This is a genomic window from Pseudomonas sp. GW821-FHT09E12 (assembly GCF_059416085.1).
Map to the genome: position 1 here is coordinate 22187 of NZ_JBWKOM010000011.1, position 25875 is coordinate 48061.

Here is a 25875-nt window from a genome sequence, read left to right on the forward strand (position 1 = left end):
CCCCGGACCGGTTCCGGGGCTTTGTCGTTTCTGTCGAGTAACTGCCATGTCTATGAATCTGCCCGAGGGGCTGCGGTGAGTATCGAGCGGCGCAGCGCCGACGGTTTCGCACTGCAAGTGATGTTGGGGCTGTGCCTGATCTGGGGCGTGCAACAGGTGATGATCAAGTGGGCCGCGGCGGATATCGCGCCGGTGATGCAGGCGGCCGCGCGTTCGGGCATTTCGGCGCTGCTGGTGGCCTTGCTGATGTGCTGGAAGGGCGGCTGGTCGCAGATCGGCAGTACCTGGCGCGGCGGTTTGCTGGCCGGCAGCCTGTTTGGCCTGGAGTTCCTGTTTATCGCCGAAGGGCTCAAGCTCACCAGCGCGGCGCACATGTCGGTGTTTCTCTATACCGCGCCGATCTTCACCGCGCTGGGGGTGAACTGGCTGCTGCCCAGCGAGCGCCTCAGGCCCTTGCAGTGGCTGGGGATTCTGCTGGCGTTCATCGGCATTGGCGTGGCCTTCGCCGGCGGCATTTCGCTGGATAACCTGGACACGCGCATGCTGCTTGGCGACGCCCTGGGCGTGCTGGCCGGCCTGGCCTGGGGCGCGACCACGGTGGTGGTGCGCGCGTCGCGCTTGTCCGAGGCGCCAGCGACCCTGACCCTGTTCTATCAGCTGATCGTCGGTTTTGTCGGCCTGCTGCTGATCGCCGTGCTGAGCGGCCAGGTCACCCATGTCGACCTGACCCCGGTGGCGGTGGCCAGCGTGCTGTTCCAGGGGCTGGTGGTGTCCTTTTTCAGCTACCTGACCTGGTTCTGGTTGCTGCGCCGTTACCTGGCCGCCAACCTGGCGGTGTTTTCCTTCATGACGCCGCTGTTCGGTGTCACCTTCGGGGTCCTGTTGCTGGGCGAACCCCTGAGCCTCAATTTCGTGATCGGTGCGGTGCTGGTGTTGCTGGGCATCACTTTCGTCAGCGCCGAACAGTGGCTGCGCCGGCGGATCCGCAGCCTGCTGTAATCCCAGGCTCAGGCCGTGGCGCGGCATTCCCGGGCAAGCGGTTGTTGCCTCAACAGTAAGCCCCCCGCCAGCAGCAGGCTGCTGCCGGCGACGATCAGCGCCGGTTGCAGGCTACCGCTGAAATGGCTGCTCAGGGCCGCCAGCAGTGGCCCGCTCAACTGGCCCATGGCGAAGCAGGCCGTGAGCAAACCGGCGTTGCGCTGGGCCGCATGGGGCGCCAACTCCCGCGAGCGCTGCATCACCAACTGCATGCAGGCCAGGAACGGTGCGCCGCAAAGAATCACCCCCAGCGCCAGGCCGGCGCCACTGCCCAGCAGACAGGCGAAGACCCCGGCGGCTTGCAGCCACAAGGTCGCCATCAGCCAGTGACGGGTGGCGTTCGGGCTGTGTCGGCGCAGGCTGACCAGCCCCACGCCGATGGCCGCCGCCAGACCGAAGCACGGCCAGAACAGGTCGGCCTGCCATTGCCCTTGAAAGCGTGCGCTGGCCATCTGTGACAGGAAGGTTGCAGGGATGATGTAACCCAGGCCGTACAGCGCATAAATCAGCCCGAGGCGGGGGATGCCGCTGTGGTTCGAGGCGTGTGGCATCTGGGCGGTCAGTGCGGGCATGGCGGGTTGCGGCAGGATCGGCAGGATCACCAGCAGCATCAGCAGGCCGGCCGCGGCGTACACCAGCCACAGGATCGCGGAGCTTTGCCCCAGCAGGTTCGAGCCCAGGGCCAGCAGGCCGGTGAGGAAAATCCCCAGCCCGGGCCCGGCAAACACCAGGGCGCCCAGGCGAGGCCGGCCGGCGGCCAGGGCCAGCGACTGGCTCAGGGCGGCGATCATCACCATTACCCAGGCACTGGCCACGCCGGTGCCGAAGCGCAATACCGAATGCGCCCAGAAGCCGCCGGCCCAGGACGAGGCCAGGGTCAGCAGCACGCACAGCCACAGCCCACCCAACAGACGCCGGCGAACCTGGGCCGGGCGGCGGGCGAACATGGCATCCAGCGCGCCGATGAAATACCCCAGGTAGTTGGCGGCGGCGATCAGGCCAGTGTCGGTCAGGTCGACCTGACCTTCGCTCAGCAAGTGCGGCAGTTGCGGGGTGAGGGCGAAGCGACCGATGCCCATGGCCATCATCAGGGCAATGAAACTGGCGAGTAAGCGAATCAGCGGTGACATGGTCCGGGCTCCGTCGAAGAGGCGATGAGCGTCAGGCTAGGACTGATTGACTTTCTATAAAAATGAATAATATTAAGTAACTTGTTCGCTTTTGGAGAATGGTCGTGGAGTTCAGCCAGTTGCGCATCTTCCAGGCGGTCGCCGAGGAAGGTTCCATCACTCGGGCGGCCGAGCGCTTGCATCGGGTGCCGTCCAACCTGTCGACGCGGCTCAAGCAACTGGAAGAGCAACTGGGGGTCGAGCTGTTCCTGCGGGAACGGCAGCGGCTGCAACTGTCGCCGGCGGGCAAGGTGCTGCTCGATTACGCCGCGCGCCTGTTTGCCCTGCGCGATGAGGCCCATGGGGCGGTGCAGGGCGGTCAGCCGGCCGGGGATTTCGTACTGGGCACCATGTACAGCACGGCAGCGATTCAATTACCGGCGCTGCTGGCGCGTTACCACCGCGCCTACCCGGCGGTGAACCTGCAGGTGCAATCGGCGCCCAGCAGCGAGTTGCTCGAAGGCTTGCTGGCCGGGCGCCTGGATGCAGTGCTGGTGGACGGCCCGCTGGAGCTGGCCAGCCTGGACGGGGTGCCGCTGTGCGATGAAAAGCTGGTGTTGATCAGCGAAGCGGACCACCCGCCGATCCGCAGTGCCCGGGATGTCGAAGGGCGCGCGGTATTTACCTTTCGCCGCGGCTGCTCGTACCGCTTGCGCCTGGAGTCCTGGTTCGCCCACTACCAAGCGGCCATGGGGCGGGCGATAGAAATCGAGTCCTATCAGGGAATGCTGGCCTGCGTGATTGCCGGGTCCGGGGTGGCGCTGATGTCGGCGTCGATGCTCGCCAGCCTGCCCGGTCGCGAGAGCGTGGCGGTTCACCCGCTGGCCGAGCCATTCGCCAGTGCCACCACCTGGCTGATGTGGCGCAAGGGCATGCTCGGCGCCAACCTCAATGCCTGGATCGAACTGCAACAGGCGAGTCAGACGGATCAGCGGGCGACGGCCTGAAACGGGCTGGCTGATTCGGATTAATCCGGTAACAGATCATTGCTATCCGGGGGGAGCACTGGGCGAAAGTTAGCGCTATTATCAGAGCGAAGCGGCTTCAGAACCCAGCCGCCAGGCACGACCCTTAAGGGGGGCACTATGAAAGAGAAACTGCAAAACTGGCTTCACGACCTCGGGGTCGCACTGGGGCTGATCGAGCCGCCATTGCAGCCGGTGCCAATCCGCACAGACGACGAACAACGGCGTCGGCAACAGCGTCGCCGCTAACCATCGGCTCGGGAATGGGGCAGGCATCCAGCCTGCTCCCGCCACTTTTCAGCCGCGCGAGGGCAGGTTCACTCGCGAACGGTTGCCGCCTTCTGATCCAAACCAGTCACCCCGCACGTAACCCGCCCATGGTGCTTGGCGCCATGGAATCTTCAGTGCCGTGAAATCTTCAGCAGAAACCGGCTCAAGTCATTGGCGCTGTTCGCCGCCTTGAGCATCTGGTCTTCTTCGTGGGTGAAGGCGGTCAGTCCAAACTGATCTTCCAGGTGGAAGATCAGGTCCTCGATATCCTGCTTGTCCAACCCCAGCTCCTGCAGGCTCACATCGTCGGCAAATCCGTCGTTGCCATCCAGCAGACGGCTGATGAAGTCATGCACGGCTTGTCGGACTTCGGCTCTTTTCATCTTGGCTCTTTTCGCCAGGGGCCTGCGCATGGTCTTTGAAGCGGGCGCGATTGTGTGCAGTACAGCACAGCTTCATGGGTGCCGGCGGATCCAATCCTCGATCATCCTGCGCAGCTGCGTTCCCGAAAAACTGCCGAAATGGCCGCCATGTACAGTCCGCACCGGCAGCTGGTACAGGCGTCTCAGGCTGGCAGCGTAGTCCTCCAGGTTGGAGTGGTAGGCGTCTTCGACCAACGGACCGTCGTAGATGATGTCGCCGCTGAACAGGGTGCCGCTGGCGGCTTCCCAGAGGCTGATCCCCCCGGGGGAATGGCCGGGTGTATGCAGCACCTGGAGGCTACGGTTGCCCAGGTCGAGCACGTCGCCTTCCTCGATCAGGCGCGTCGCCGGGGCGGCCTTGACCCGATATTCGGCGTAGCACAGCGGGCAATCCGGGTGGGCCTCGAACATCGCGTCGCCAACGAAGGCGGCCGACAAGGTATTGGCCCCGTCAGGCGCGGCGAGGATCTGCGCCTCGGCCGGGTGCACCAGGCGTTCGGGGAATTCGTGATGCCCGGCGATATGGTCGAAATGGCAATGGCTGGCCACCGCCAGCAAGGGCCGTTCGGTGAGCCAGGGCAACTGTTCGCGCAAGCTGACCAGGCCGGAGCCGCTGTCCAGCAGCAGGTCCCTGTCGCGACCCTGGATATGCCACAGGTTGCAGCGATAGAACGGCCGGATATAGGGCTCGTGGATCAGCCGAATCCCGTCGTTCAGGCTTCTGACTTCGAACCAGCGGTCGCGGCTGACAATCTTCATCGACTTTCCTCCAGGCGAAAAAAAACGGGTGCAGCCACCGACGCTGCACCCGCCGAAGAAAAATGTACGGCGTCTGACCTGAGGTTAGATCGCGTTGGCCAGGGTTGCCGGGCGACGAGACAGCAGGCTCACCACCACGAAGCTGATCAGGCCGACAGCCAGGCTGTAGTAGATCGGGGTGTTGGCGTCCAGGCCGTCCTTGAACATGAACGCCAGCGCGGTGAGGAAACCCAGGCCCATGCTGGCGATGGCGCCGGCGGTGGTCGCGCGTTTCCAGAAGATCGCCCCGATCAGTGGGATCAGCATGCCGCCCACCAGCAGGTTATAGGCCAGGGTCAGGGCGCTGATCACGTCGTTGACCACCAGGGCGATGCCCAGGACCACGATGCCGGTCAGCAGGGTGAACAGGCGGTTGATTCCCAGGCTCGACTGCTTGCCGCCACGCAGCTTGGGCAACAGGTCTTCGGTCAGGGTGGTGGAGGCGGCCAGCAGGCCGGCGCTGGCGGTGGACATCATGGCGGCCAGGGCCGCGGCGATCACCAGGCCACGGATGCCGTCCGGCAGGGAGGCTTTGACGATGGCGGCGAAGGCGTTGTTGACATTGTCCAGGTCCGGCAGCAAGACATGCGCGGCCATGCCGATCAGGGCACAGGCCAGACCGTAGAGGATGCAGTAGAAGCCGGCGACGGTGCCTGCGTATTGCGCGACTTTTTCGGTCTTGGCGGTGAACACCCGTTGCCAGATGTCCTGGCCGATCAGGATGCCGAAGAAGTAGATCATGAAGTAGGTGACGATGGTGTCCCAGCCGATGGTGGTGAAGCTGAAGCTGGACGCCGGCAGCTTGGCCACCAGCTCATCCCAGCCGCCGACGCGGTACAGGCAGATCGGCAGCAGGATGAACATCAGGCCGACGGTCTTGATCACGAACTGGACGATGTCGGTCAGGGTCAGCGACCACATGCCGCCGATCGCCGAATAAATCACCACCACGCCGCCGCCCAGCAGCACCGAAATCCAGAACGGCAGGCCGAACAGCACTTGCAGCACGGTGCCGATGGCGAGGATTGAGGTCACGCCGATCATCAGCGCGTAGGCCAGCATGATCACCGCGCTGGCCTGGCGGGCCATCGGGTTGTAGCGTTTTTCCAGGACCTGGGTAACGGTGAAGATCCGCAGCTTGAGCAGCGGTTTGGCCAGCAGCAGGTTGAGGGCGATGATGCCCAGGCCCAGCGCCGCGCACAGCCAGAAGCCGGAGATGCCGTGGACATAGCCCAGGCGCACGGTGCCGACGGTGGAGGCACCGCCCAGCACGGTGGCGGCCATGGTGCCCATGTACAGGGTCGGGCCCAGGTTGCGGCCGGCTACCAGGTAGTCCTCGTGGGTCTTGGCCTTGCGCATGCCGTAATAGCCGAGCACCAGCATGCCGGCGGCGTAGATGAGTACGACGAGTAGATCTAAAGCCATGATGGCGTGTCTCCGATTGTCTTTCTTATAGTGGCTTGCTGTAGAAGCGAGGCTTGCCGCAATCAAGGCGACGCGGTCTGGCGGACCCGTCGTGTGAGGCGTGATTGCCGGCGAGCCTGCCGCTACAGGTCATGCTTGAGTCAGGCGGCTTGGCGCATGACCGGTTTACCGAGCGAATCCGTGCTCTTGCTGCGTGGATCGTTGGGGCCGTAGACCGCGGTCGGCTCCGGGAACAGGTTGAGCAGGGCCAGGTACACCAGCGAGGCCAGGCCCAGGGTCACCGGCAGGCTGATATCGATGCCGTCGGCCAGGTTGCCCAGCGGACCGACGAACTGCCCGGGCAGGTTGACGAAGCACAGGCCGACCAGCGCGCTGGGGATCCAGGCCCCCAGGCCACGCCAGTTCCAGCCGTGCTGGAACCAGTAGCGGCCACCTTGCTCGCCACGGGTGAAGACTTGCAGGTCGTCCGGGCAGTAGAAGCCGCGACGCACCAGCAGACCGATCAGCATGATCACCATCCACGGGGTGGTGCAGGTGATGATCAGCACGGCGAAGGTCGACACGCTCTGCACCAGGTTGGCGGCGAAGCGTCCGATGAAGATGAAGGCGATCGACAGCACGCCGATCAACAGGGTCGCCTTGACCCGCGACAGCACCCGCGGGAACACGCTGGACATGTCCAGGCCGGTGCCATACAGCGAAGTGGTGCCGGTGGACATGCCGCCGATCACCGCGATCAGGCACACCGGCAGGAAGAACCAGCTCGGCGAGACCGCCAGCAGGCCGCCGACGTAGTTGTTGGCGGCGATGTAGTCGGGCGCCTTGATCGCCACGATGGTGGCGGTGGCCAGGCCGAACAGGAAGGGAATCAGGGTGGCGATCTGGGCGGCGATCACCGCCAGCATGATCCGGCCTTTCGGCGTTTCGCGGGGGATGTAGCGCGACCAGTCGCCGAGGAACGCGCCGAAGGAAATCGGGTTGCTCATGGCCACCAGCGCGGCACCGATGAAGGCCGCCCAGAAACCCGCCTGGCCGAGGGCCAGGGTACCGGCGAACTGGCTGTCGAAGGCCGGCGCGAAGGCGAAGATCCCCAGCAGGAACAGCAGGCTCGCCGCCCAGACGGCAATGCGGTTGACCCACAGCATGAAGCGGAAGCCGTAGATGCACACCGTCAGTACCAGGATCGCGAACAGGCCGTAGGCCAGGCCCAGGGTCAGGTCGGTTTCCGGCAGGTCGACCAGGCGCTTGGCGCCGCCCACCAGGGCGTCCCCCGAGCTCCATACGGAGAGGGAGAAGAAGGCGATGGCGGTCAGCAACGACAGGAACGAGCCGACGATCCGCCCGTGCACGCCGAAGTGCGCACCGGAAGAGACGGCGTTGTTGGTGCCGTTGATCGGCCCGAACAGGCCCATCGGCGCGAGGATCAATGCCCCCAGGATCACGCCCAGCACGATCGCCCAGACACCCGCCTGGAAGGACAGGCCGAACAGCACCGGGAAACTGCCGAGCACGGCGGTGGCGAAGGTATTGGCGCCGCCGAAGATCAGGCGAAACAGGTCGCTGGGCCGGGCGTCGCGTTCATGGTCGGGGATCTGTTCGACCCCGTTCGTTTCGATGCTGCTAAGGCTTTTTTCTTTGTTGTTGTTATTCATGATCTGCTCCGATCACTAGGGCGCGCTCATCGTGCGTGAGCGTCACCTTTCTGGCTAAGGGGGTGGCAGCCCTTCCGGCATTGCGGACAAATGTTCGTGGCAGGCCAGCCATAGGCCTTGTTGTTGTGTGCCAGACCCTTGTTTGCAAAAAACAATGGTCTCGCGCTCCTGGCTGAAGTGTTGCTCCCCTTGCATGCGCAGCTCGGTGGCGACGTCATGAATGAATACCGCGGTGTTCCCCTGCAGGCTGACAAACGCGTTGCTCGAGGTGCAGGACAGCACCTCGAAGCCGTCCTCGCGGCGCCAGCTGTCCCACAGCGCTTGGTAGGCGTCGCGGGACAGCAGGGGCTGGGCGAGGGTGTGGAAGACGAAGCTGGCATCGGTGCTGAACGCACCGAAGTAGGCTTCGCGATCGTTACGGGCGAAGGCCGCCACCAGCTCGGCGGCGGCTTTGAGGACCTGCTCACGCTCGCTCATGGCCGGGCCTCAGCGACGCGCCACGCCCGGCAGCACGCAGAGCATTTCGTACAGCAGGTTGGCGCCCAGCAGCGAGGTGTTGCCGGTGGTGTCATACGGTGGCGAGACTTCTACCAGATCGCAGCCGACCAGATCGAGGCCCTGGCAGCCACGGACGATCTCGATCGCCTGGATGGTGGTCAGGCCGCCGATTTCCGGGGTGCCGGTGCCTGGCGCCCAGGCCGGGTCGATGCCGTCGATGTCAAAGCTCAGGTACACCGGGCCGTCGCCGACTTTCGCCCGTACTTCGGCCATCAGCGGGTCCAGCGACTTGTGCCAGCACTCTTCGGCCTGCACCACGCGAAAGCCCTGCTTGCGGCTCCAGTTGAAGTCTTCGGCGGTGTAGCCCTGGGCGCGCAGGCCGATCTGCACCACGCGGTCGCAGTCCAGCAGGCCTTCTTCGACGGCGCGGCGGAAGGTGGTGCCGTGGGCGATCTTCTCGCCGAACATGTGATCGTTGACATCGGCGTGGGCGTCGATGTGCACCAGGCCGACCTTGCCGTGTTTCTTGTGGATGGCGCGCAGGATCGGCAGGGTAATGGTGTGGTCGCCGCCCAGGGTCAGCGGGATCACGTTGTGCTCGAGGATGCCGTCATAGGCTTCTTCGATGATGCGCACGGCGTCCAGCAGGTTGAAGGTGTTGATCGCCACATCGCCGATGTCGGCCACGTTCAGCGAGTCGAAGGGCGCGGCGCCGGTGGCCATGTTGTACGGACGGATCATCACCGATTCGGCGCGGATTTCACGGGGCCCGAAGCGGGTGCCGGCGCGCAGCGAGGTGCCGATGTCCAGCGGGACGCCGACGAAGGCGGCATCCAGGCCGGCCGGGGTAGGTACATGGGGAAGACGCATCATGGTGGCGATGCCGCCGAAGCGCGGCATTTCGTTGCCGCCCAGTGGTTGGTGGAGAATCTTGTCCACGGGATTGGCCTCATCGTTGTTTTATTTATGGGGTTTGTGGCGCGGCGATGACTGCCGGCGAAACCGAGTGGGGCCGATTCTGCGAAATGTAGTGGGCGGGAAGAATCGCTACGGGCAAATACTTAGTTCAGATTTTTCTAAACTAAGGGCGGGTGTAAAGGATAGACTCTGGCCCTGTGAGAGCGGCACTGCCCGGACCGGAGATCATTCGCGGGCAAGCCTCGCTCCTACAGAAGCAGGAGCGAGGCTTGCCCGCGATTGGCCGCACAGCGGTCATAATCGGCGCCGCGACGCTGTTCATGAAGGAACGCCAATGAGGTCTGGATGACCCTGACACCCGATCCCCGTTGTCGATTTTCCTTGTGGAGCTCCCATGGCCAACGCTTTACCTGATCTGAAACTATTGCGCATCTTCGTCAGCGTGGTGCGGCATCAGGGGTTCGCCAATGCCCAGCACGAACTGAACCTCTCCACGTCGGCTATCAGCACCTATATGAGCCAGCTCGAATCGGCCCTGGGGCTGGTCCTGTGCCACCGTGGCCGCGGCGGTTTCAGCCTGACCAGCAAGGGCGAGCTGTTCCACCAGGAAACCCTGCGCCTGCTGGGAGAGCTGGAGGGTTTCGAGCAGTACGCCGCGGCGCTCAAGGGCGAACTGCGCGGCACCCTCAACCTGGGGGTGATCGACTCGACGGTGAGCGACAAGGCCCTGCCGTTCGCCGAAGCCATCGGCGCCTACAGCCAGGAACACCCGGCGGTGCATTTGCATCTGTCGGTACTCAGCCCCTATGAATTGCAGCTCGGCGTGCAGGACAACCGCCTGGACCTGGCCATCGGTGCGTTCTCCACGCGCATGAGTGGGCTGGTGTACATGCCGCTGTACCGCGAGCAGCACTGGCTGTATTGCAGCAGCCGGCACCCGCTGTTCAACGAGCGGCGTATCCCCGAGCAGGTGATCACCCAGCAGCGCATGGTCGGCCGTGGCTACTGGAGCCAGGCCGAGCTGGCGCGCCACGGCTTCAAGCACAGCGCGGCGACGGTGGAGAGTATGGAGGCGCAGCTGATCCTGGTGCTGTCCGGCGCCTACATCGGCTACCTGCCGGAGCATTACGCCCAGGCCTGGGCCGACAAGGGCGACTTGCGCGTGCTGCTGCCGGCGACCTTCGGTTATCAGGCGCCGTTTTCGATGATCGTGCGCCGTGGGCGCAGCCGCGAACCGTTGATCCAGACGTTCCGCGACCTGCTCAAGGCGCAGCTCAATCAGGCCTGAGGAGGCGTCCATGTCGAGAATTCAATGCCCGCGTTGCCTGCGCCCGAAAACCCATTGCCTGTGCCCGCTGATTCCACGGCTGGACAGCCGCACCCGGATACTCCTGTTGCAGCATCCCAGCGAAGTGAGCCACGCGCTGAACACCGCGCGGCTGGCGGCGTTGGGGTTGAACAATGCCGAGTTGATCGTCGGCGAGGTGTTTGCCGATCTGCCGAAGCTGTTGAACTGTCCCGGGTATCAGGCGCGCCTGCTATTCCCGGCGGAGGACGCGCAGCCATTGCAGGCCTATTCCAGCGTGCCGGACGAGCAGCCCTTGCTGCTGGTGGTGCCCGACGGTACCTGGCGCAAGGCGCGCAAGTTGCTGCACCTCAATCCGCTGCTGGCCGCGTTGCCCCGGGTGACCCTGGCCGAAGGCACCGTGTCCCGTTACCGGCTGCGCAAGGCGCCCGGGCCGGGGGCCCTGTCGACCATCGAGGCCATCGTCCAGGCCCTGCAGGTCCTGGAGGCACCGGCCACGTTCGCGCCCTTGCTGAAGCCTTTCGAGGCCTTGATCGACGGACAGATCGCGGCAATGGGCGAAGACACCTACCAACGTAACCACCAACAGACAAAAGACCTGTAGCCGCTGCCGCAGGCTGCGATCGACCGCGAAGCGGGCGCCGATCCAGGCGCCTCGGTCTTGCAGGAGGTACGTGGTGTCAGGCCCAGGGGCCGCTGCGCGACCCGGCGCAGCCTGCGGCAGCGGCGACAGGGGACGTGTTATCAGCGCTCGCGCATCGCCTCGGTCCGCGCCTTGAGCACCGGCTTGAGCAGGTAGTCGAGCACGCTTTTCTCGCCGGTGATGATGTCCACCGTGGCGACCATGCCGGGGATGATCAGCAGCGGCTTGAGGTCGCCGCCCAGGTGGTTCTTGTCGGTGCGCACCTGGATCAGGTAGAAGCTGTTGCCCTTGTCGTCGGCGATGGTGTCGGCGCCGATCAGTTCCAGCTTGGCGCTCAGGCCACCGTAGATGGTGTAGTCGTAGGCGCTGAACTTGACCATGGCTTTCTGCCCGGGATGGAGGAAGGCCACGTCCTGTGGCCGCACCTTGGCCTCGATCAGCAGGTTGTCCTCCAGCGGCACGATTTCCAGCATGTCGCTGCCCGGCTGGACCACGCCGCCGATGGTGTTGACCTTGAGCTGCTTGATCACCCCGTGCACCGGCGAAGTCACGGTGGTGCGGGTCACCCGGTCGTCGATGGCGATGCTCGAGGCGGTGATTTTCGACAGGTCGGTGCGTTTCTCGTTGAGTTCCTTGGCGGCATCGGAACGGAAGCCCTGTTCGGACTCGTCGATCTTGCTCCTGATTTCGTTGATCGCCGATTCCGCCCGGGGAATGGCCAGGGTCGTGGCATTCAGCGAGCCGCGGATTTCCACCGCGCTGCGCTTGAGACGCAGGATCTCCACCGGTGACACCGCGCCGGTACTTACCAGCGGCGCCGACATGTTCATCTCCTGGTTGAGCAGGGCCAGGCTGGAACTGAATTGCCCCTGTTTCGAACGGAATTCCGCCAGTTCCTGGGTCTTTTGCCGCAGCTGTTCGCTCAGGGTCCGCTGTTCGCTGGCCAGACGGCGCTGGCGCTGTTCGTACAGCGAGCGTTCGTCCTCCGCCACCTGGGGCGCCTTGGCCACCACTTCGTCGGACGGCTTGAACGGCCGGCCCTCGGCTTCGGCGGACAGGCGTTCGACCTGGGCCATCAAGGCATAGCGATCGGCCTCGCTTTCGCCCTTGTTCGACAGGAAACGCGTGTCGTCCAGGCGCAGCAGGGTGTCGCCCTTGTTCACCATCTGCCCTTCGCGCACGAAGATCTCGGTGACGATGCCGCCTTCCAGGTTCTGCACCACCTGCACCTTGCTCGACGGGATGGCCTTGCCTTCGCCGGTAGTGACTTCCTGAAGCACCGCGAACTTGGCCCAGAGCAGGGCGCTGACGAGTAGCCCGGTGGTCAGCCAGACGACGATGCGTGAGCCGCGGGGCGAATCCTGCAGCGAGGCGCCGGCGGTTTCGGGCATGAACTCGCTTTCCGCGCTTTTGCGCAGGCTGGCGAAGTAGCCGCGTGATTGCGATGAGGCAGGCATGGGGCGACTCCTAGACCGCCGCAGAGCCGACACGGCCCTTGCGCAGTGCATCGATGACCGCTTCTTTCGGCCCGTCGGCGACGATCCGCCCGTTGTCCAGGACCACCAGCCGCTCCACCAGGCTGAGCATCGAGGTGCGGTGGGTCACCAGCAGCAGGGTCTTGCCTTGCACCCAGGCGTGCAGGCGCTGGCGCAGGGCGTCTTCGCTGCTGTTGTCCATGGCGCTGGTGGGTTCGTCCAGGAGCATGATCGGCGGGTCCAGCAGCAGCGCCCGGGCCAGCAGCACGGCCTGGCGCTGGCCGCCGGACAGCAACTGGCCACGCTCGCCTACCGGCCGGTCGAAGCCTTGGGGATGCTGGCGGGCCAGCTCGGTGACTCCGGTCAGCTCGGCGACCTCGAGCATGCGCGCATCGCTGATGTAGCGGGCGCCGAGGGTCAGGTTGTCGCGCAGGCTGCCGGCCAGCAGCGGCAGGTCGTGGGCGACATAGCCGATCTGCTGGCGCAGGTCGGCCACGTCCAGTTGGCGCAGGTCCAGGCCGTCCAGCAGCAACTGGCCTTCCTCGGGGGCATAGAAACCCATGACCAGGCGCCCCAGGGTGCTCTTGCCGGAGCCGCTGCGGCCGATGATGCCGATGCGTTCGCCGGGCTGCATGCTGAAGCTGATATTGCTCAGGGCCGCGGCATTCTGCCCCTGATAACGGAAGGTCACCTGATTGAGCGCCAGCGCGCCTTGCAGTTGCGTGCGCTCCAGCGGGCGCTGGCGGGCATCGCGTTCCTGGGGCAGGGCCATCAGGGCGTCGGTGCTGCGCATGGTCAGTTGCGCCTGCTGGTAGCGGGTGATCAGCCCGGCGATCTGCCCCAGCGGCGCCAGGACCCGACTGCCGAGCATGTAGGTGGCGACCAGCGCGCCGACGCTGAGGTTGCCGGCGATGATGCTGTAGACCCCGGCGACTATGGTCGCCATGCCGCAGAACTGCTGGATGAACAAGGTGCCGTTGGTGGCCAGGGCCGAGAGATTGCGCGCGTGGCTGTCGAGGCGGGTGAGGGCGCCGTGGGTGCTTTCCCACCGGTGCTGGCGTTCGCTTTCGGCGCTGCAGGCCTTGAGGGTTTCCAGGCCGCCGAGGGTCTCGATCAGCAGCGCCTGGCGTTCGGCGCCCAGGCTCAGGCTCTTTTGCACGGTGTCGCGCAGGCGGGCCTGGATCAGCATGGCGAAGACGATGGTCAGGGGAAACGCCAGCAAGGGGATCACCACCAGCCAGCCGCCGAGCAGGCCGATCACCAGCAGCATCAGCACGGCGAAGGGCAGGTCGATCAGGCTGGTCAGGGTCACGGCGGTGAGAAACTCGCGCAGGCCCTGGAAGTCATGGATGCTCTGGGCGAAGCCGCCGATGGTCGCCGGCTTGGCTTTCATCGCCATGCCGGTGATGCGCTCGAACAGGGTGGCGGAGAGGATCACGTCGGTGCGCTTGCCGGCGCTGTCCAGCAGATGGGCGCGCACCACCCGCAGCACCAGCTCGAAGCCGGTGCCGATCAACAGGCCGATGGCCAGCACCCAGAGGGTCGAGGTGGCCTGGTTGGGCACCACGCGGTCGTAGGTCTGCATGACGAACAGCGGCACCATCAACCCCAGCAGGTTGATCAGCAGGCTGGCGAGGATCGCGTCGCTGTACAGCCAGCGCGAGAGTTTCAGGGTGTCGCGGAACCAGGCTTCGACCCGCGGCACCAGGGAATTGCGCAGTTCTTCCAGTTCGTGGCGTGGCCGGGCGAACAGCGCCTGGCCACTGTAGTCATCGTTCAGCTCCGCCTGGCTGACCCACTGCTCGCCGCCTTCGGCTTCGCTGGGCAGGATCAGCGCCTGGCCGTCATCGCCCCAGCGGCGCAGGACCGCACAGCGGCCATGCTTGAGGATCAGCAGCACCGGCAGGTTGAGCCTGGAAATCGCCGACAGCTCACGACGCAGCAGGCGGGCCTGCAGGCTGGCGCGGGCCGCGGCGCGGGGCAGCAGGTCCAGGCTCAGGCGTTGCTGGGCCAGGGGCAGCCCCGCGCTGAGGCTGGCCCGGCTGACGGTGCAGTCGTGCAGTTTGCAGAGGATCAACAATCCGTCCAACAACGGGTCATCAAAGCTCAGGCGCGGATCGACGCCTGAGCTCCCGGGTTCCATGCTGGTCACATTGAAGTCCTCCGAGGACTTAACGCATCTCAGGCAGTCGGGCTTCGCTCTTCACTTCGGTCTGGGCGATCGCTTCGGCTGGCACCACGACTTTTTCCTTGTTCAACAACTCGCCCATGTTCGCCAGCACGCGATACATCGAAAACTCCTCGGTGTAGCGCACCTCGGTGTAGCGGCGGTTGGCGTTGTACAGCTCGTTTTCGCTGTCCAGCAGGTCGAGCAGGGTACGCTGGCCGAGGCCGAACTGATCCTGGTAAGCGGCCCGTACGCGGGTGGTGGTTTCAGCGTATTCGCGAGCGGTGGGGGTCTGCTTCTTGGCGTTGAGCATGGCGTTCCAGGCCAGGGTGATGTTCTCGTTGAGCATGCGCAGCGCGTTGTTGCGGATGTCCATGGCCTGGTTGATCTTGTGCGCGTCCGATTGCAGGCGGGCCTTGTCGCTGCCGCCGCGGAACAGGTTGTAGTTCATCACCACGCCCACTCGCCATTCATTGTCGTGGCCCTTGTCGCCCTGCACGTTGTCGTTGGCGCCCACCGCGGCCTCGGCATCGAAGCGAGGGTAGAACGGCGACTTGGCGACCTCGTACTGGCTCTCGGCCGCTTGTACGTCGGCCTGGGCCGATTTCAGGTAGGGGTTGTTCTCCAGCATGCTCTGCCGGGCATCCGGCAGGCTGGCGGGGATCTCGCCGCGCACCGAAGGCAGGCTTTCCAGTTCGTCGGGCATACGGCCCACGGCGCTGAAGAAGTTGGCCTCGGCGTCGGCCAGGTCGACCTGCGCCGTGTCGTAGTTGTTTTCCGCCAGGGCGCGACGGGCCTTGGACTGGTCGAGGTCGGCGGTGCTGCCGACGCCACGTTCGCTGCGCAGGCCGATCTGGTCGTTGACCCGCAGGTGCGCCTGCAGGTTGTTCTTGGCCAGGGTCACCAGTTCGCGGCGCTTGAGCACTTCCAGGTACACCTCGATGGTGCGCAGGGCCAGGCTCTCGGCGGTACCGCGGGTGTAGTAGGCCCGCGAGTTGGAGACCGACTGGGTACGCCCGACTTCGTTGGCGGTATTGAAGCCGTCGAAGAGCATTTGCCGCAGGCGCAACTCCGACTGGGTATAGGTCAACGTCTCGGTGTGATGGTTGCCCAACGCGCGCGTGGTGGTGTTGTCGCTGTAGCCACGGCCATAGGCAGCATTCAGGTCCAGCGATGGATAGAAGCCCCCTTTGGCGACCTTGACGTCCTCATCAGCCGACAGACGGTTGTTCTGGCTCGCGCGCAGTTCCGGGTGGTTGTCCAGCGTGCTTTGAATCGCCTCCGTCAGAGACATGGCTTGGGCCTGATGAATGCAGGCCATGGCTAATAAAATCGCGCTACTGAGGGGGGTAAAAACGCGCATGAAGTACATCTCCCTGGTCCATGTATAGTGCTTTGCAGTCGCCAAAAAAATGACGAACTTTATAGGTCAAACCGTTTCAGGCTTGTAACAACAGAGCTAAGAACATCCTGAGCGCAAGCTAAGAAGAATTTCTCATAAGGCTTATGCTGAAAAAAACTTATGCACTCTGTGAAATCCAGCACATTGTTCAGTTCGCAAGCCCCGTATTTATAGGCTCTAGAGGGCTTTTTAGGAGCTTGAAAAGGTTCAACAAAATTTGCGACATAGGGCGGGAGAGGAGCGGTGGGGAGGGTGCGATACGGATTTTACAGCGACATTTTTTTGTCACTTGCAGTGTTTGAATCCATGTCGCGACTTTCGCGGGAGGGCTGTCCGAAGCCTGAATGCGTTTGATTGCATTCGGTTTTGCCTTCGGCAGAAACAGCAGGCCAGCGAGGGACGAGCGAGAGGGAAGGCCGGTGCGCAGGTTCGACTGAGCAGCAATCAGCGAACCTTCAGGCTGGCGTTTCCCGTCGGTGACCCGATAACGCCATAGCACTTTTCCGTGCAACCAGATGCCGATAGCGGTCGGCAGCGGAGGAAGTGCTCATGGCTAGGTTAATCGGTGTCGTCAGTAAGGTAATCGGGCAGGTGGTAGCGGTAGCGGCGGATGGCAGCCGGCGCGTTCTGGTAGAAGGCGATCGTCTGTTTGCGGGGGATCAACTGGTGACCGGTGCGCAGGGCGCAGTAGCCGTGCATCTGCAGAACGGCCAGGAACTGACCCTCGGGCGCGACAGCAGCCTGCAATTGACCCCGCAACTGCTGGCGAACCAGGCGCCCCATGTGCAGGCTCCTGAAGGCGTGACCCCCAGCGAGGCGCAACTGACCGATGTCGAGCAACTGCAGAAAGCCATCGCTGCCGGCGCCGACCCGACGCAGACTGGCGAAGCCACCGCGGCCGGCCCCGGTGCTACGGGTGGCACCGCTGGCGCCCTGGGTGGCGGGCATACCTTTGTACTGCTTGAAGAAGTCGCGGGTCGGGTCGAGCCGATCATTGGTTTCCCCACCGCGGGCTTCAACGGCATTCCCGAGTTCGTGCCTGAGCGGATTGCCGCGGTACCGCCTAGCGACGATGGCGGTATCGCACCGCCACCCCCGCCCCCACCGAACAACCCGGTCACCCTGGGCGGCCTGTCGGTCGCCAATGGCGAGTTGACCCTCAGCGAAGCCAATCTGCCCCAAGGCTCGGCGAGCAATCCCGCGGCGCTGGTGCAGAACGGTACCTTCAGTGTCTCCGCCCCCGACGGGCTGCTCAGCCTCAGCGTGGGCGGGATCGCCGTGGTCAGTGGCGGGGTGGCCGCCAGCTTCCCGCAGTCGATCACCACCGCCCTCGGTAACACCCTGACCATCACCGGTTTCGATCCTGCCACGGGTACGGTCAGCTATAGCTACACTCTGGTCGGCAACGAAATCCATTCCGCCGCCGACGGTGCCAACAACCTGAGCGAACATTTCACCGTGGTCGCCAGCGACAGTAATGGCGATTCGGCGAGCAACTCGCTGGATATCAATATCACCGACGATGTGCCCCAGGCGTTCAACGACAGCAATGGCGTCGCCTCGGAAAGCCAACTGACCCTGAGCGGCAATGTCCTGACCAACGATGTGCAAGGCGCCGACCGGGTGCCCAGCGGACCGATCAGCGCCGGCACCTTCAACGGCACCTACGGCACCCTGGTGCTGGCCGCCGACGGTACCTATACCTACACCGTGCATACCAGCGACCCGGCGTTCCTCGCGCTTCAGGGCGGCGGCAACGGTACGGACAGCTTCACCTACACCCTGACCGATGCCGACGGCGACAGCAGCACCGCCAACCTGGTGTTGCAGGTGCACAACAACGACGACACGGTGGTGATTCAGGGCCTCAATGCCGAAGGCGGCGAAGTCACGGTCTACGAGAAGAACCTGGCGGATGGCAGCAGCCCGGATGCGGGCGCGTTGACCCAAAGCGGCACCTTCACCGTGACCGCGCTGGACGGCATGCAGACCCTGACGGTCGGCGGGATCAACCTGGTGACGGGCGGGGTGGCCGCGGGCTTCCCGCAATCGGTGACCACGGCCTTGGGCAACACCCTGACCATCATGGGCTACAACGCCGCCACCGGGGTGATCAGCTACAGCTACACCCTGGCCGACACTGAGGCCCACCCAACGGCCAATGGCGCCAACAGCCTCAGCGAACATTTCAATGTGGTCGCCACCGATGCCGATGGCAGCACGGCCAGCGGTTCGCTGGATGTGAATGTGGTGGACGACCTGCCAACGGCAATCGATGACAGCAATGGCGTGGCCTCGGAAAGCCAGCTGGTGCTCAGCGGCAATGTGTTGACCAACGACGTGCAGGGCGCTGACCGGGTACCCACAGGCCCAGTGACCGCCGGTACCTTCACCGGCACCTACGGCACCCTGGTCCTCGCGGCCGATGGCACTTACACCTACACCCTCAACACCGCGGACGCCGACTTCAAGGCTTTGCAGGGCAACGGCACCGAGACCTTCGCCTACACCATCACCGACGCCGATGGCGACCCGAGCACCGCCAACCTGGTGCTGAATATCCATAACAACGATGACGGCGTGACCCTCGATGGCCTGGATACCAACGGCGGCGAACTGACGGTCTACGAGAAAAACCTGGCGGACGGCAGCAGCCCGGATGCGGGCGCGTTGACCCAAAGCGGCACCTTCACTGTGACCGCGCTGGATGGCCTGCAGACCTTGACGGTCGGCGGGATCAACCTGGTGACGGGCGGGGTGGCCGCAGGCTTCCCGCAATCGGTGACCACGGCCTTGGGCAACACCCTGACCATCACGGGCTATAACGCCGCCACCGGGGTGATCAGCTACAGCTACACCCTGATGGACAACGAGGATCACCCAACCGCCAATGGCGCCAACAGCCTCAGCGAACACTTCAATGTGGTGGCGACCGATGCCGATGGCAGCACGGCCAGCGGTTCGCTGGATGTGAATGTGGTGGACGACCTGCCAACGGCAGTCGATGACAGCAATGGCGTGGCCTCGGAAAGCCAGCTGGTGCTCAGCGGCAATGTGTTGACCAACGACGTGCAGGGCGCTGACCGCGTACCCACAGGCCCAGTGACCGCCGGTACCTTCACCGGCACCTACGGCACCCTGGTCCTCGCAGCCGATGGCACCTACACCTACACCCTCAACACCGCGGACGCCGACTTCAAGGCCTTGCAGGGCAATGGCAGCGCTACCGAGACCTTCGCCTACACAATCACCGACGCCGATGGCGACCCGAGCACCGCCAACCTGGTGCTGAACGTCCATAACAACGACGACTGCGTGACCCTGCACTGCCTGGATATCGAGGGCGGCGAGCTGACGGTCTACGAGAAGCACCTCAGCGATGGCACCAGCCCCAACGCCCCGGCCTTGACCCAGAGCGGCTTCTTCCTGGTCAACGCACCGGACGGCCTGCAAACCCTGACGGTGGGCGGGATCAACGTGGTAACGGGCGGGGTGGCCGCGAGCTTCCCGCAATCGATCCTGACGGCCTTGGGTAACGTGCTGACCATTACCGGCTACGACGCCAGTATCGGTGTCGTCGCCTACAGCTACACCCTGCTCGACAATGAAAGCCATCCGACGGGGCTGGGGGCCAACAGCATCGCCGAGCATTTCAATGTGTTCGCCAGCGATGGCGACGGCAGCAGCGCCTCCGGGGTGCTGGATGTGAATATCGTCGACGACCTGCCCACCGCTCACCCTGATGTGGTGATGGCCGACGAAGGCACGACCCTCAGCGGCAACGTGCTGGGTAACGACATTGGCGGCGCCGATGGCCCGGCAATCACTGGTGCGGTGGTCGGCGTGCGCGCCGGCAGCGACACCTCGACCTCGGCCATTGGCGGCTTGAACACTACCATCAACGGCCTGTATGGCACGCTGACCCTGGACGCCTTCGGCAACGCGACCTATCACAGCAATCCGAACTCGGTCACCGCTCCTGATTCGCAAGATGTGTTCGTCTACACCGTGCGTGACGCGGACGGCGATGAAAGCACCACCACCATCACCATCCAGATCTGCGGCAACGAACTCAGGGCGGTCACCGACCAGGACATCACTGTCTTCGAAAAGGCCCTGGACCTGAGCAAGGACGGCCAGGACCTGGCGGCCGGTACGGTGACCGGCAGTGACCCGGGCAATACCGGCGAAACCGCCACCGGGACCCTGGTCGGCGCGGTCACCGGCGGTAGTGGTGCGATTACCTACACCCTGGTCGGCAGCGCCACCGGCACTTACGGGCAGATCCTGCTCAACCCCGACGGCACCTATCGCTACACCCTGACCTCGGCGCCGAAAACCTCGCCGAACGCCAACGACGGCCCGAACGTGCTGAGCGAAAGCTTCACCTACAAGGCTACCGACGCGGTGGGCAATACCACCACCAGCACCATCCAGATCAGCATCGTCGACGATGTACCCCAGGCGGTCGCCAGCGAGCGGGCGGTCACTGCGCTGGAGGTCGACTCCAACCTGCTGCTGGTGATCGACGTATCCGGCAGCATGGCCGACCCGTCGGGCGTCCCCGGCCTGTCGCGCCTGGAACTGGCCAAGCAGGCGATCAGCACCTTGCTCGACAAGTACGACGACATGGGCGATGTGAAGGTGCAGATCGTCACCTTCAGCAGCAGCGCCACGGACAAGACGCCGATCTGGGTCGATGTGGCGACGGCCAAGTCGATCATCGCCTCCCTGACCGCGGGCGGCGGCACCAACTACGATGCGGCCGTGGCCGCGGCGAAGCTGGCGTTTGTCACCAGTGGCCAGATCAGCGGGGCGCAGAACGTCGGTTATTTCTTCTCCGACGGCAAACCCACCGATGGCCAGGAGATCGGCACCGCCGACGAGACCGCCTGGAAAGCCTTCCTCGACGCCAACGGCATCAAGAACTATGCAATCGGTCTGGGCAGCGGTGTCAGCAACAGCAACCTCGACCCGCTGGCCTATGACGGCAGTACCCACATCGATACCAATGCCGTGGTGGTCACCGACCTGAACCAGCTCGACTCGGTGCTGGCCGGTACGGTACAGGGCACCCCGGTCACCGGCAGCCTGCTCGGCGAAGGTGGCTCGTTCGGCGCCGACGGCGGTTTCATCAAGACCCTGGTGGTCGATGGCACCACCTACACCTATGACCCCAACGGTAATAGCAACCAGGGCTCGCTGAGCTTCAGCGGCGGGGTCAACCACGGCACCTTCAATACCCTGGACAACAGCCTCAGCATCGCCACCAACAACGGCGGCACACTGGTGGTGAAACTCGACACCGGCGATTACACCTACAGCTCGCAGAACGTCACCAGCGTGGTGCTGACCGAGACAGTCGGCTTTACCGTCAGCGATAACGACGGCGACCTGGCCAGCTCGACCCTGGTGGTCAAGGTCAATCCGAACGCGGCGCCGGTGGCGGGCGACGACCACATCATCACCAACATTCTGTCGGGCACTATCGTGGTGCCGGCCGATGCCCTGCTGGCCAACGACAGTGATGCCAACGGCGATCCGCTGACGGCTGCGCCGACCAGCTTCAACACCGGCTGGCTGTCCCCTGGGGCGGACTTTACCGCCGGCAGCCTGCAGACCATCGGCTTCACCGGAGGGTCCAACCAGACCCTGAGCGTCGCCCGGGCCTCGTTCAATGCCAATACGGCGGCGATGACGGCCGCGGTGGTGATCAGCGGCTTCCTGGGCAGCATCAACAACGGCAATGACAACGATGAGGATGTGATCAGCGTCAGCCTGAAACAGGGCGAGACCCTGAACCTGGATCACAACCTGACGGCGGGCCGGGTGGGCATGGAGTATGCCTTCAATGGCGGGGCCTACACCGCGATCGCCGATGGCGGCTCGTTCACCGCGGGGGCGGACGGCATCTACCAGATCCACATCACCAACCTGACCAACCCCAGCGGCGGCAACGCCAACGGTTCGGAAAACTACCAGCTGACCATGACCGTCAACTACGCGGGCGGCCAGGAATCCACGCCGGATTACCACGGCACCTACACCGCCAGCGACAGCCATGGCGGCAGCGACAGCGCGGCGGTGAGCATCAGTTATCAGGACGGCCATACCCTGACCGGCACCGCTGGCGACGATGTGCTGCTGGCCGGCAGCGGCGACAACCTGATCAATGCCGGCGACGGCAACGACGTGCTCATCGCCGGCAGCGGCAACAACACCCTGCATGGCGACGCGGGTAACGACCTGCTGTTCGGCGGGCCGGGCAACGACCTGCTCGACGGCGGCCCGGGCAACGACACCGCCAGCTACGCCCATGCCAGTGCCGGGGTCACGGTCGACCTCTCGCTGCTCGGTGCGCAGAACACCGGTGGCGCCGGGACCGATACCCTGACCGCCATCGAAAACCTGGTGGGCTCCAACTACAACGACACCCTGACCGGCGACAACAACGCCAACATCATCACCGGCGGCCTGGGCAACGATGTGCTCAACGGCGGTGGCGGCGACGACCTGTTGATCGGCGGGATGGGCAACAACACCCTGACCGGTGGCAGCGGCAGCGACACCTTCCAGTGGCAGCAGGGCAACAGCGGGCATGACCTGGTCACCGACTTCACGCCGGGTATCGACAAACTCGACCTGTCGCAACTGTTGCAGGGCGAGAACGCCAGCAGCGCATCGCTGGATGATTACCTGCACTTCACGGTCACTGGCAGCGGTCCGTCGTTGATCACCAGTATCGACGTCAGCGCGGCGGCGGGGGCCTCGCCGACCCAGACCATCGATCTGGCCGGGGTCAACCTGGCGGAGCACTACGGGGTGACGCCGGGCGCGGGCGGAGTGATCGCGGGGGGCGCGGATACCGCGACCATCATCAACGGCATGCTCAACGACCATTCGTTGAAGGTCGATACCGTCTGAGGCCCGGCGGGCCCGGCGCCAGCCTCGACCGAGGTCGGCGCCGGGGCTGTGCGGGGGAAGGGGCTACATCGGTTCCGGTGGGCCGATCAGCCGCCCCATGACCCCGAACAGGCCCAGGGCCTTGAGGGTGTCCAGTTCGCCCTGGGTTTCGACCCGTTCGGCGATCAGCGGCAGGTCGATGCTGTGGGTGGCGCGAAATATCGCCTCGATGAACAGCTGTTTGTCGCTTTGCCGGTCGATGTCGCGGATGTAGCTGCCATCGACTTTCAGGTAGGCCAGGCCGAGGTGGGCGAGGTTGCCGATCTGGCTGAAGTTGCCGCCGAAATGCTGCAAGCCGATCCGGTAGCCGCTGTCCCGCAGGTGCTGGCTCAATTGCTGCAGCTCGCTGGCCGAGGGCAGTTGGCGTTCGTCGATTTCCAGGGTCAGTAACTTGGCCAGGTCGGGCAGGGCCTTGAGCTGGTCGAGGATCCGCCGCAGCGCGTCGGGGTCGCGCAGGGTGCTGCCAGACAGGCTCAGGGCCAGTGGCCAGGCATGCTCGAGCAGATAATCCAGGGTGTGTTCGAGCATGGCCAGGTCGAAGCGTGCCGACCAGCCCAGGCGCTCGATCCACGGCAGGAAATGCCCGGCGGCAATGGCTTCGCCCTGCGGGTCGAGCAAGCGCGCCAGCACTTTGTGATGCAGCACCTCGCTGGTGTCGGCGCACTGCACCACCGGCTGGAAATACAACTTCAACTTGCCGTTGCTCAGGGCATCGTCGATCCAGGCGCGCCAGTCATGCTGCGGCTGGCTGGGGCCGGCGGCGAACGCCTGCAGCAATGCCCAGGGACGCTCGGGGTGCTGCTGGGCGTGCGCCAGCGCCTGGTCCAGGCGCAACCATACGCCGCTCAGCGGGTCGCCGGGCCGGTAGGCGACTATGCCCAGGTGCGCCACCGGTGTGCAGTCGCTGGCCCCGGTCAGGCGCAGGTTCTCCAGGGTGGCGCTGATTTCCATGGCCAGGCGCTCGGCGCCGCGGCTGTCCAGGCCCGGTGTCAGCAGGCTGAATTCGCCGCCGCGATTGCGCGCCGCCAGCCAGTGGCGGCGGTCGGCCTGGGCGCTGATGCGCTTGAGCAGGTCGCCGATGCTCTTGATCAGGGCGTCGGTGCGCTGGCCACCCAGGCGCTGGTTCAGGCCACTGAGGTCATTGACCCGCAGCATCAGCAGATAACCATCGCCACTCTGCTCGTTGAGCAGCAACTGATCGCCGAGCTGTTCGTCCAGCAGGCGCCGGTTGGCCAGGCCGGTCAGGCTGTCCTGATAGGACTCGGCCCGCAGTTTCTCGCTGCGCGCGGCCTCTTCGGCGAACAGGGCTTTGAGTTTTTCCACCATCTGGTTCATGGCCAGGACCACCCGCTTGAGCTCGGGCGTGCGCGGCACCGTCGGCAGGCTGAGGAACTCGCGATGACTGATGGCTTCGGCCTGCTTGACCATGGCGTCCAGCGGCCGCAACTGGCGCCGCAGCAGCCAGCCGCCGAATACCGCGCTGAGCAAGCCGCACACCAGCAGCCAGAGCAGGCTGCCGACGCTGCTGTCCCAGAGCCTGGCCAGGGCGAACTGCGGGTTGCTCAGCACTTCCACCCGCGCCACCTGTTCCCAGCCACGCATGACCAGGGCGTCGCCACCCTGCGGGCGCAGGCTCACCAGCCTGACGAACCACTGGGGTACGCCCTCGATCCTGGCAGGCACCGAACGCTCCACCAGAATGCTTTCGTCTTCGATGTTCACCACCCGGATGCTGTTGTAGTAGCCGCTGTCGAAGATCGAACTGACCATCAGTTCCATCATCGCCGGGTCGTCGACCTGGCTGGTCAGGGACAGGCCCAAGGCGGTGGCCGCATCCTGGGCGTGGGAGCGCAGCTGGTTGAGCATCTGCTCGCGGGAGCTTTCCAGGCTGACAAAAAAACTGCCGCTGAAGGCCACCAGCAGGAACAGGCAGATGGCGATGAACAGTTGCTTGAGTAGCGACATTCGGCACTCCTTGTCGGATCAGCCATTACCCACCGTGAAGCCCTCGTCCCGCATCTTTTTCAGTACGTCCTGCCAGCGCGAGAGTTTTTTCGGGTCGATGCTGCGCGTGTCGCCAGCCACTCCGGGCAGGTACAGCCCCTCGGCATTGAAGGCGTATACCGGGTTCGGATCCTGGCGTTGGGCGGCGGAACGAATGTCGCTGCTGAGGTTGTCCAGTATCAGCGGTCCGGCGCCGGGGCTGGGGTAATAGGCCAGGACCATGTGCGGTCGGTTGCCGCGCCTGGCCTTGACGTAAGTGAGGCGCAGTTTGTCGCTGGAGACCCCCAGGCTGCGCAGGCTGAAATACTTGGCCAGTGCATAGTCCTCGCAATCCCCGGCGCCCTTGAGCAGGGCCTCGATCGGCGTGGCCCAATAGTCGCTCTGCTGCCAGGTGCGCTGGTCCTCCTTGAAGCTCAATTGCTGGTTGAAGAAGCGGTTGATGGCATTCAGTTGTTCGTATTCCGGTCGCTCGGTCAGGTCCCGCAATAACTGGTTCCAGGCCTCGAGACGTTCCCGGGCCGGGCCCAGGACCTGATGACGGTACTCGAAGGTGCTCAGGGCAGAAACGAATTCCCAGTTCGCCCGCACATTGCCCGGGTCGGTCCACAAACAGACCAGCAACAGCGACCAGCCGGCCAGCCGAAACCGGAGCAGTGTCCACTCGGGGCGACGCGAACGTGCGGGCATGGCGGGCTGCTCGAATGCAGGTTTCTGAAGTCTAGGCGGTATTTTTTGCGAGCATGGGCAACTGGTCGGGTTG

Annotated in this window: 18 protein-coding genes; 6 read left to right on the forward strand and 12 right to left on the reverse strand. The window is 64.6% G+C overall.

What is annotated here, in order from left to right; genetic code table 11:
• The first annotated feature begins 75 nt into the window (after positions 1-75).
• On the forward strand, positions 76-999 hold the full coding sequence (locus AC07PQ_RS26930) for a DMT family transporter (RefSeq protein WP_007920670.1): 924 nt from the start codon (positions 76-78) through the stop codon (positions 997-999).
• A gap of 8 nt (positions 1000-1007) precedes the next feature.
• Here AC07PQ_RS26930 and AC07PQ_RS26935 read toward each other — a convergent pair whose 3' ends face one another.
• Positions 1008-2168: an MFS transporter gene (locus AC07PQ_RS26935; protein WP_493186515.1), complete on the reverse strand. Its 1161-nt coding sequence runs from the start codon at positions 2166-2168 to the stop codon at positions 1008-1010.
• Positions 2169-2272: 104 nt separating this feature from the next.
• Between AC07PQ_RS26935 and ptrR the strand changes: the two genes are divergently transcribed.
• Positions 2273-3154 carry a putrescine utilization regulator PtrR gene (ptrR, locus tag AC07PQ_RS26940; protein WP_007920672.1) on the forward strand — a complete coding sequence of 294 codons (882 nt, stop codon included), beginning with the start codon at positions 2273-2275 and terminating at the stop codon, positions 3152-3154.
• Between the two features lie 138 nt (positions 3155-3292).
• A complete protein-coding gene (locus tag AC07PQ_RS26945; RefSeq protein WP_009042667.1) occupies positions 3293-3421 on the forward strand; it encodes a PA1414 family protein in 129 nt (42 codons plus the stop codon).
• A gap of 152 nt (positions 3422-3573) precedes the next feature.
• Here the strand turns inward: AC07PQ_RS26945 and AC07PQ_RS26950 are convergent, their stop codons facing one another.
• The 6 genes from AC07PQ_RS26950 to speB form a co-directional block, all read right to left on the reverse strand.
• Entirely contained in the window at positions 3574-3825 is a 252-nt protein-coding gene (locus tag AC07PQ_RS26950; protein ID WP_007920673.1) for a phosphopantetheine-containing protein, read from the reverse strand.
• 72 nt (positions 3826-3897) lie between these two features.
• Positions 3898-4623: an MBL fold metallo-hydrolase gene (locus AC07PQ_RS26955; protein WP_493186514.1), complete on the reverse strand. Its 726-nt coding sequence runs from the start codon at positions 4621-4623 to the stop codon at positions 3898-3900.
• Positions 4624-4707: 84 nt separating this feature from the next.
• Positions 4708-6087: a sodium:solute symporter family protein gene (locus tag AC07PQ_RS26960; protein ID WP_007920675.1), complete on the reverse strand. Its 1380-nt coding sequence runs from the start codon at positions 6085-6087 to the stop codon at positions 4708-4710.
• Positions 6088-6227: 140 nt separating this feature from the next.
• Positions 6228-7739 carry a purine-cytosine permease family protein gene (locus AC07PQ_RS26965; RefSeq protein ID WP_007920676.1) on the reverse strand — a complete coding sequence of 504 codons (1512 nt, stop codon included), beginning with the start codon at positions 7737-7739 and terminating at the stop codon, positions 6228-6230.
• 54 nt (positions 7740-7793) lie between these two features.
• Positions 7794-8216: a YybH family protein gene (locus tag AC07PQ_RS26970; protein WP_007920677.1), complete on the reverse strand. Its 423-nt coding sequence runs from the start codon at positions 8214-8216 to the stop codon at positions 7794-7796.
• Between the two features lie 9 nt (positions 8217-8225).
• A complete protein-coding gene (gene speB / locus AC07PQ_RS26975) occupies positions 8226-9176 on the reverse strand; it encodes an agmatinase (RefSeq protein WP_007920678.1) in 951 nt (316 codons plus the stop codon).
• A 373-nt stretch (positions 9177-9549) separates the two neighbouring features.
• Between speB and AC07PQ_RS26980 the strand changes: the two genes are divergently transcribed.
• Together AC07PQ_RS26980 and AC07PQ_RS26985 are read left to right on the forward strand one after the other, a co-directional pair.
• Positions 9550-10443 (forward strand): LysR family transcriptional regulator, encoded by an 894-nt coding sequence (locus tag AC07PQ_RS26980; protein ID WP_007920680.1) that lies wholly within the window; start codon positions 9550-9552, stop codon positions 10441-10443.
• A gap of 10 nt (positions 10444-10453) precedes the next feature.
• On the forward strand, positions 10454-11065 hold the full coding sequence (locus tag AC07PQ_RS26985; RefSeq protein ID WP_493186513.1) for a tRNA-uridine aminocarboxypropyltransferase: 612 nt from the start codon (positions 10454-10456) through the stop codon (positions 11063-11065).
• Between the two features lie 140 nt (positions 11066-11205).
• Here the strand turns inward: AC07PQ_RS26985 and AC07PQ_RS26990 are convergent, their stop codons facing one another.
• The 3 genes from AC07PQ_RS26990 to AC07PQ_RS27000 are packed head-to-tail and all read right to left on the reverse strand — an operon-like array spanning position 11206 to position 16109.
• Entirely contained in the window at positions 11206-12561 is a 1356-nt protein-coding gene (locus tag AC07PQ_RS26990; protein ID WP_007920682.1) for an HlyD family type I secretion periplasmic adaptor subunit, read from the reverse strand.
• Between the two features lie 10 nt (positions 12562-12571).
• On the reverse strand, positions 12572-14731 hold the full coding sequence (locus AC07PQ_RS26995; RefSeq protein WP_007920683.1) for a type I secretion system permease/ATPase: 2160 nt from the start codon (positions 14729-14731) through the stop codon (positions 12572-12574).
• A gap of 19 nt (positions 14732-14750) precedes the next feature.
• Positions 14751-16109 carry a TolC family outer membrane protein gene (locus AC07PQ_RS27000; RefSeq protein ID WP_007920684.1) on the reverse strand — a complete coding sequence of 453 codons (1359 nt, stop codon included), beginning with the start codon at positions 16107-16109 and terminating at the stop codon, positions 14751-14753.
• A 588-nt stretch (positions 16110-16697) separates the two neighbouring features.
• Between AC07PQ_RS27000 and AC07PQ_RS27005 the strand changes: the two genes are divergently transcribed.
• Entirely contained in the window at positions 16698-23072 is a 6375-nt protein-coding gene (locus AC07PQ_RS27005) for a retention module-containing protein (protein ID WP_493186512.1), read from the forward strand.
• Positions 23073-23135: 63 nt separating this feature from the next.
• Here the strand turns inward: AC07PQ_RS27005 and lapD are convergent, their stop codons facing one another.
• Together lapD and AC07PQ_RS27015 are read right to left on the reverse strand one after the other, a co-directional pair.
• On the reverse strand, positions 23136-25076 hold the full coding sequence (lapD, locus tag AC07PQ_RS27010) for a cyclic di-GMP receptor LapD (protein WP_284172517.1): 1941 nt from the start codon (positions 25074-25076) through the stop codon (positions 23136-23138).
• 18 nt (positions 25077-25094) lie between these two features.
• Positions 25095-25802 (reverse strand): transglutaminase-like cysteine peptidase, encoded by a 708-nt coding sequence (locus AC07PQ_RS27015; protein ID WP_493186511.1) that lies wholly within the window; start codon positions 25800-25802, stop codon positions 25095-25097.
• Between the last annotated feature and the right edge of the window lie 73 nt (positions 25803-25875).

What these genes read in the sequence shown, in the direction of transcription:
- AC07PQ_RS26935 (WP_493186515.1), bottom strand. Translation starts at nt 2,168, where the DNA reads ATGTCACCGCTGATTCGCTTACTCGCCAGTTTCATTGCCCTGATGATG.
- AC07PQ_RS26945 (WP_009042667.1), top strand. Translation starts at nt 3,293, where the DNA reads ATGAAAGAGAAACTGCAAAACTGGCTTCACGACCTCGGGGTCGCACTG.
- AC07PQ_RS26950 (WP_007920673.1), bottom strand. Translation starts at nt 3,825, where the DNA reads ATGAAAAGAGCCGAAGTCCGACAAGCCGTGCATGACTTCATCAGCCGT.
- AC07PQ_RS26955 (WP_493186514.1), bottom strand. Translation starts at nt 4,623, where the DNA reads ATGAAGATTGTCAGCCGCGACCGCTGGTTCGAAGTCAGAAGCCTGAAC.
- AC07PQ_RS26960 (WP_007920675.1), bottom strand. Translation starts at nt 6,087, where the DNA reads ATGGCTTTAGATCTACTCGTCGTACTCATCTACGCCGCCGGCATGCTG.
- AC07PQ_RS26965 (WP_007920676.1), bottom strand. Translation starts at nt 7,739, where the DNA reads ATGAATAACAACAACAAAGAAAAAAGCCTTAGCAGCATCGAAACGAAC.
- AC07PQ_RS26970 (WP_007920677.1), bottom strand. Translation starts at nt 8,216, where the DNA reads ATGAGCGAGCGTGAGCAGGTCCTCAAAGCCGCCGCCGAGCTGGTGGCG.
- AC07PQ_RS26980 (WP_007920680.1), top strand. Translation starts at nt 9,550, where the DNA reads ATGGCCAACGCTTTACCTGATCTGAAACTATTGCGCATCTTCGTCAGC.
- AC07PQ_RS26985 (WP_493186513.1), top strand. Translation starts at nt 10,454, where the DNA reads ATGTCGAGAATTCAATGCCCGCGTTGCCTGCGCCCGAAAACCCATTGC.
- AC07PQ_RS26990 (WP_007920682.1), bottom strand. Translation starts at nt 12,561, where the DNA reads ATGCCTGCCTCATCGCAATCACGCGGCTACTTCGCCAGCCTGCGCAAA.
- AC07PQ_RS27000 (WP_007920684.1), bottom strand. Translation starts at nt 16,109, where the DNA reads ATGCGCGTTTTTACCCCCCTCAGTAGCGCGATTTTATTAGCCATGGCC.
- AC07PQ_RS27005 (WP_493186512.1), top strand. Translation starts at nt 16,698, where the DNA reads ATGGCTAGGTTAATCGGTGTCGTCAGTAAGGTAATCGGGCAGGTGGTA.
- lapD (WP_284172517.1), bottom strand. Translation starts at nt 25,076, where the DNA reads ATGTCGCTACTCAAGCAACTGTTCATCGCCATCTGCCTGTTCCTGCTG.
- AC07PQ_RS27015 (WP_493186511.1), bottom strand. Translation starts at nt 25,802, where the DNA reads ATGCCCGCACGTTCGCGTCGCCCCGAGTGGACACTGCTCCGGTTTCGG.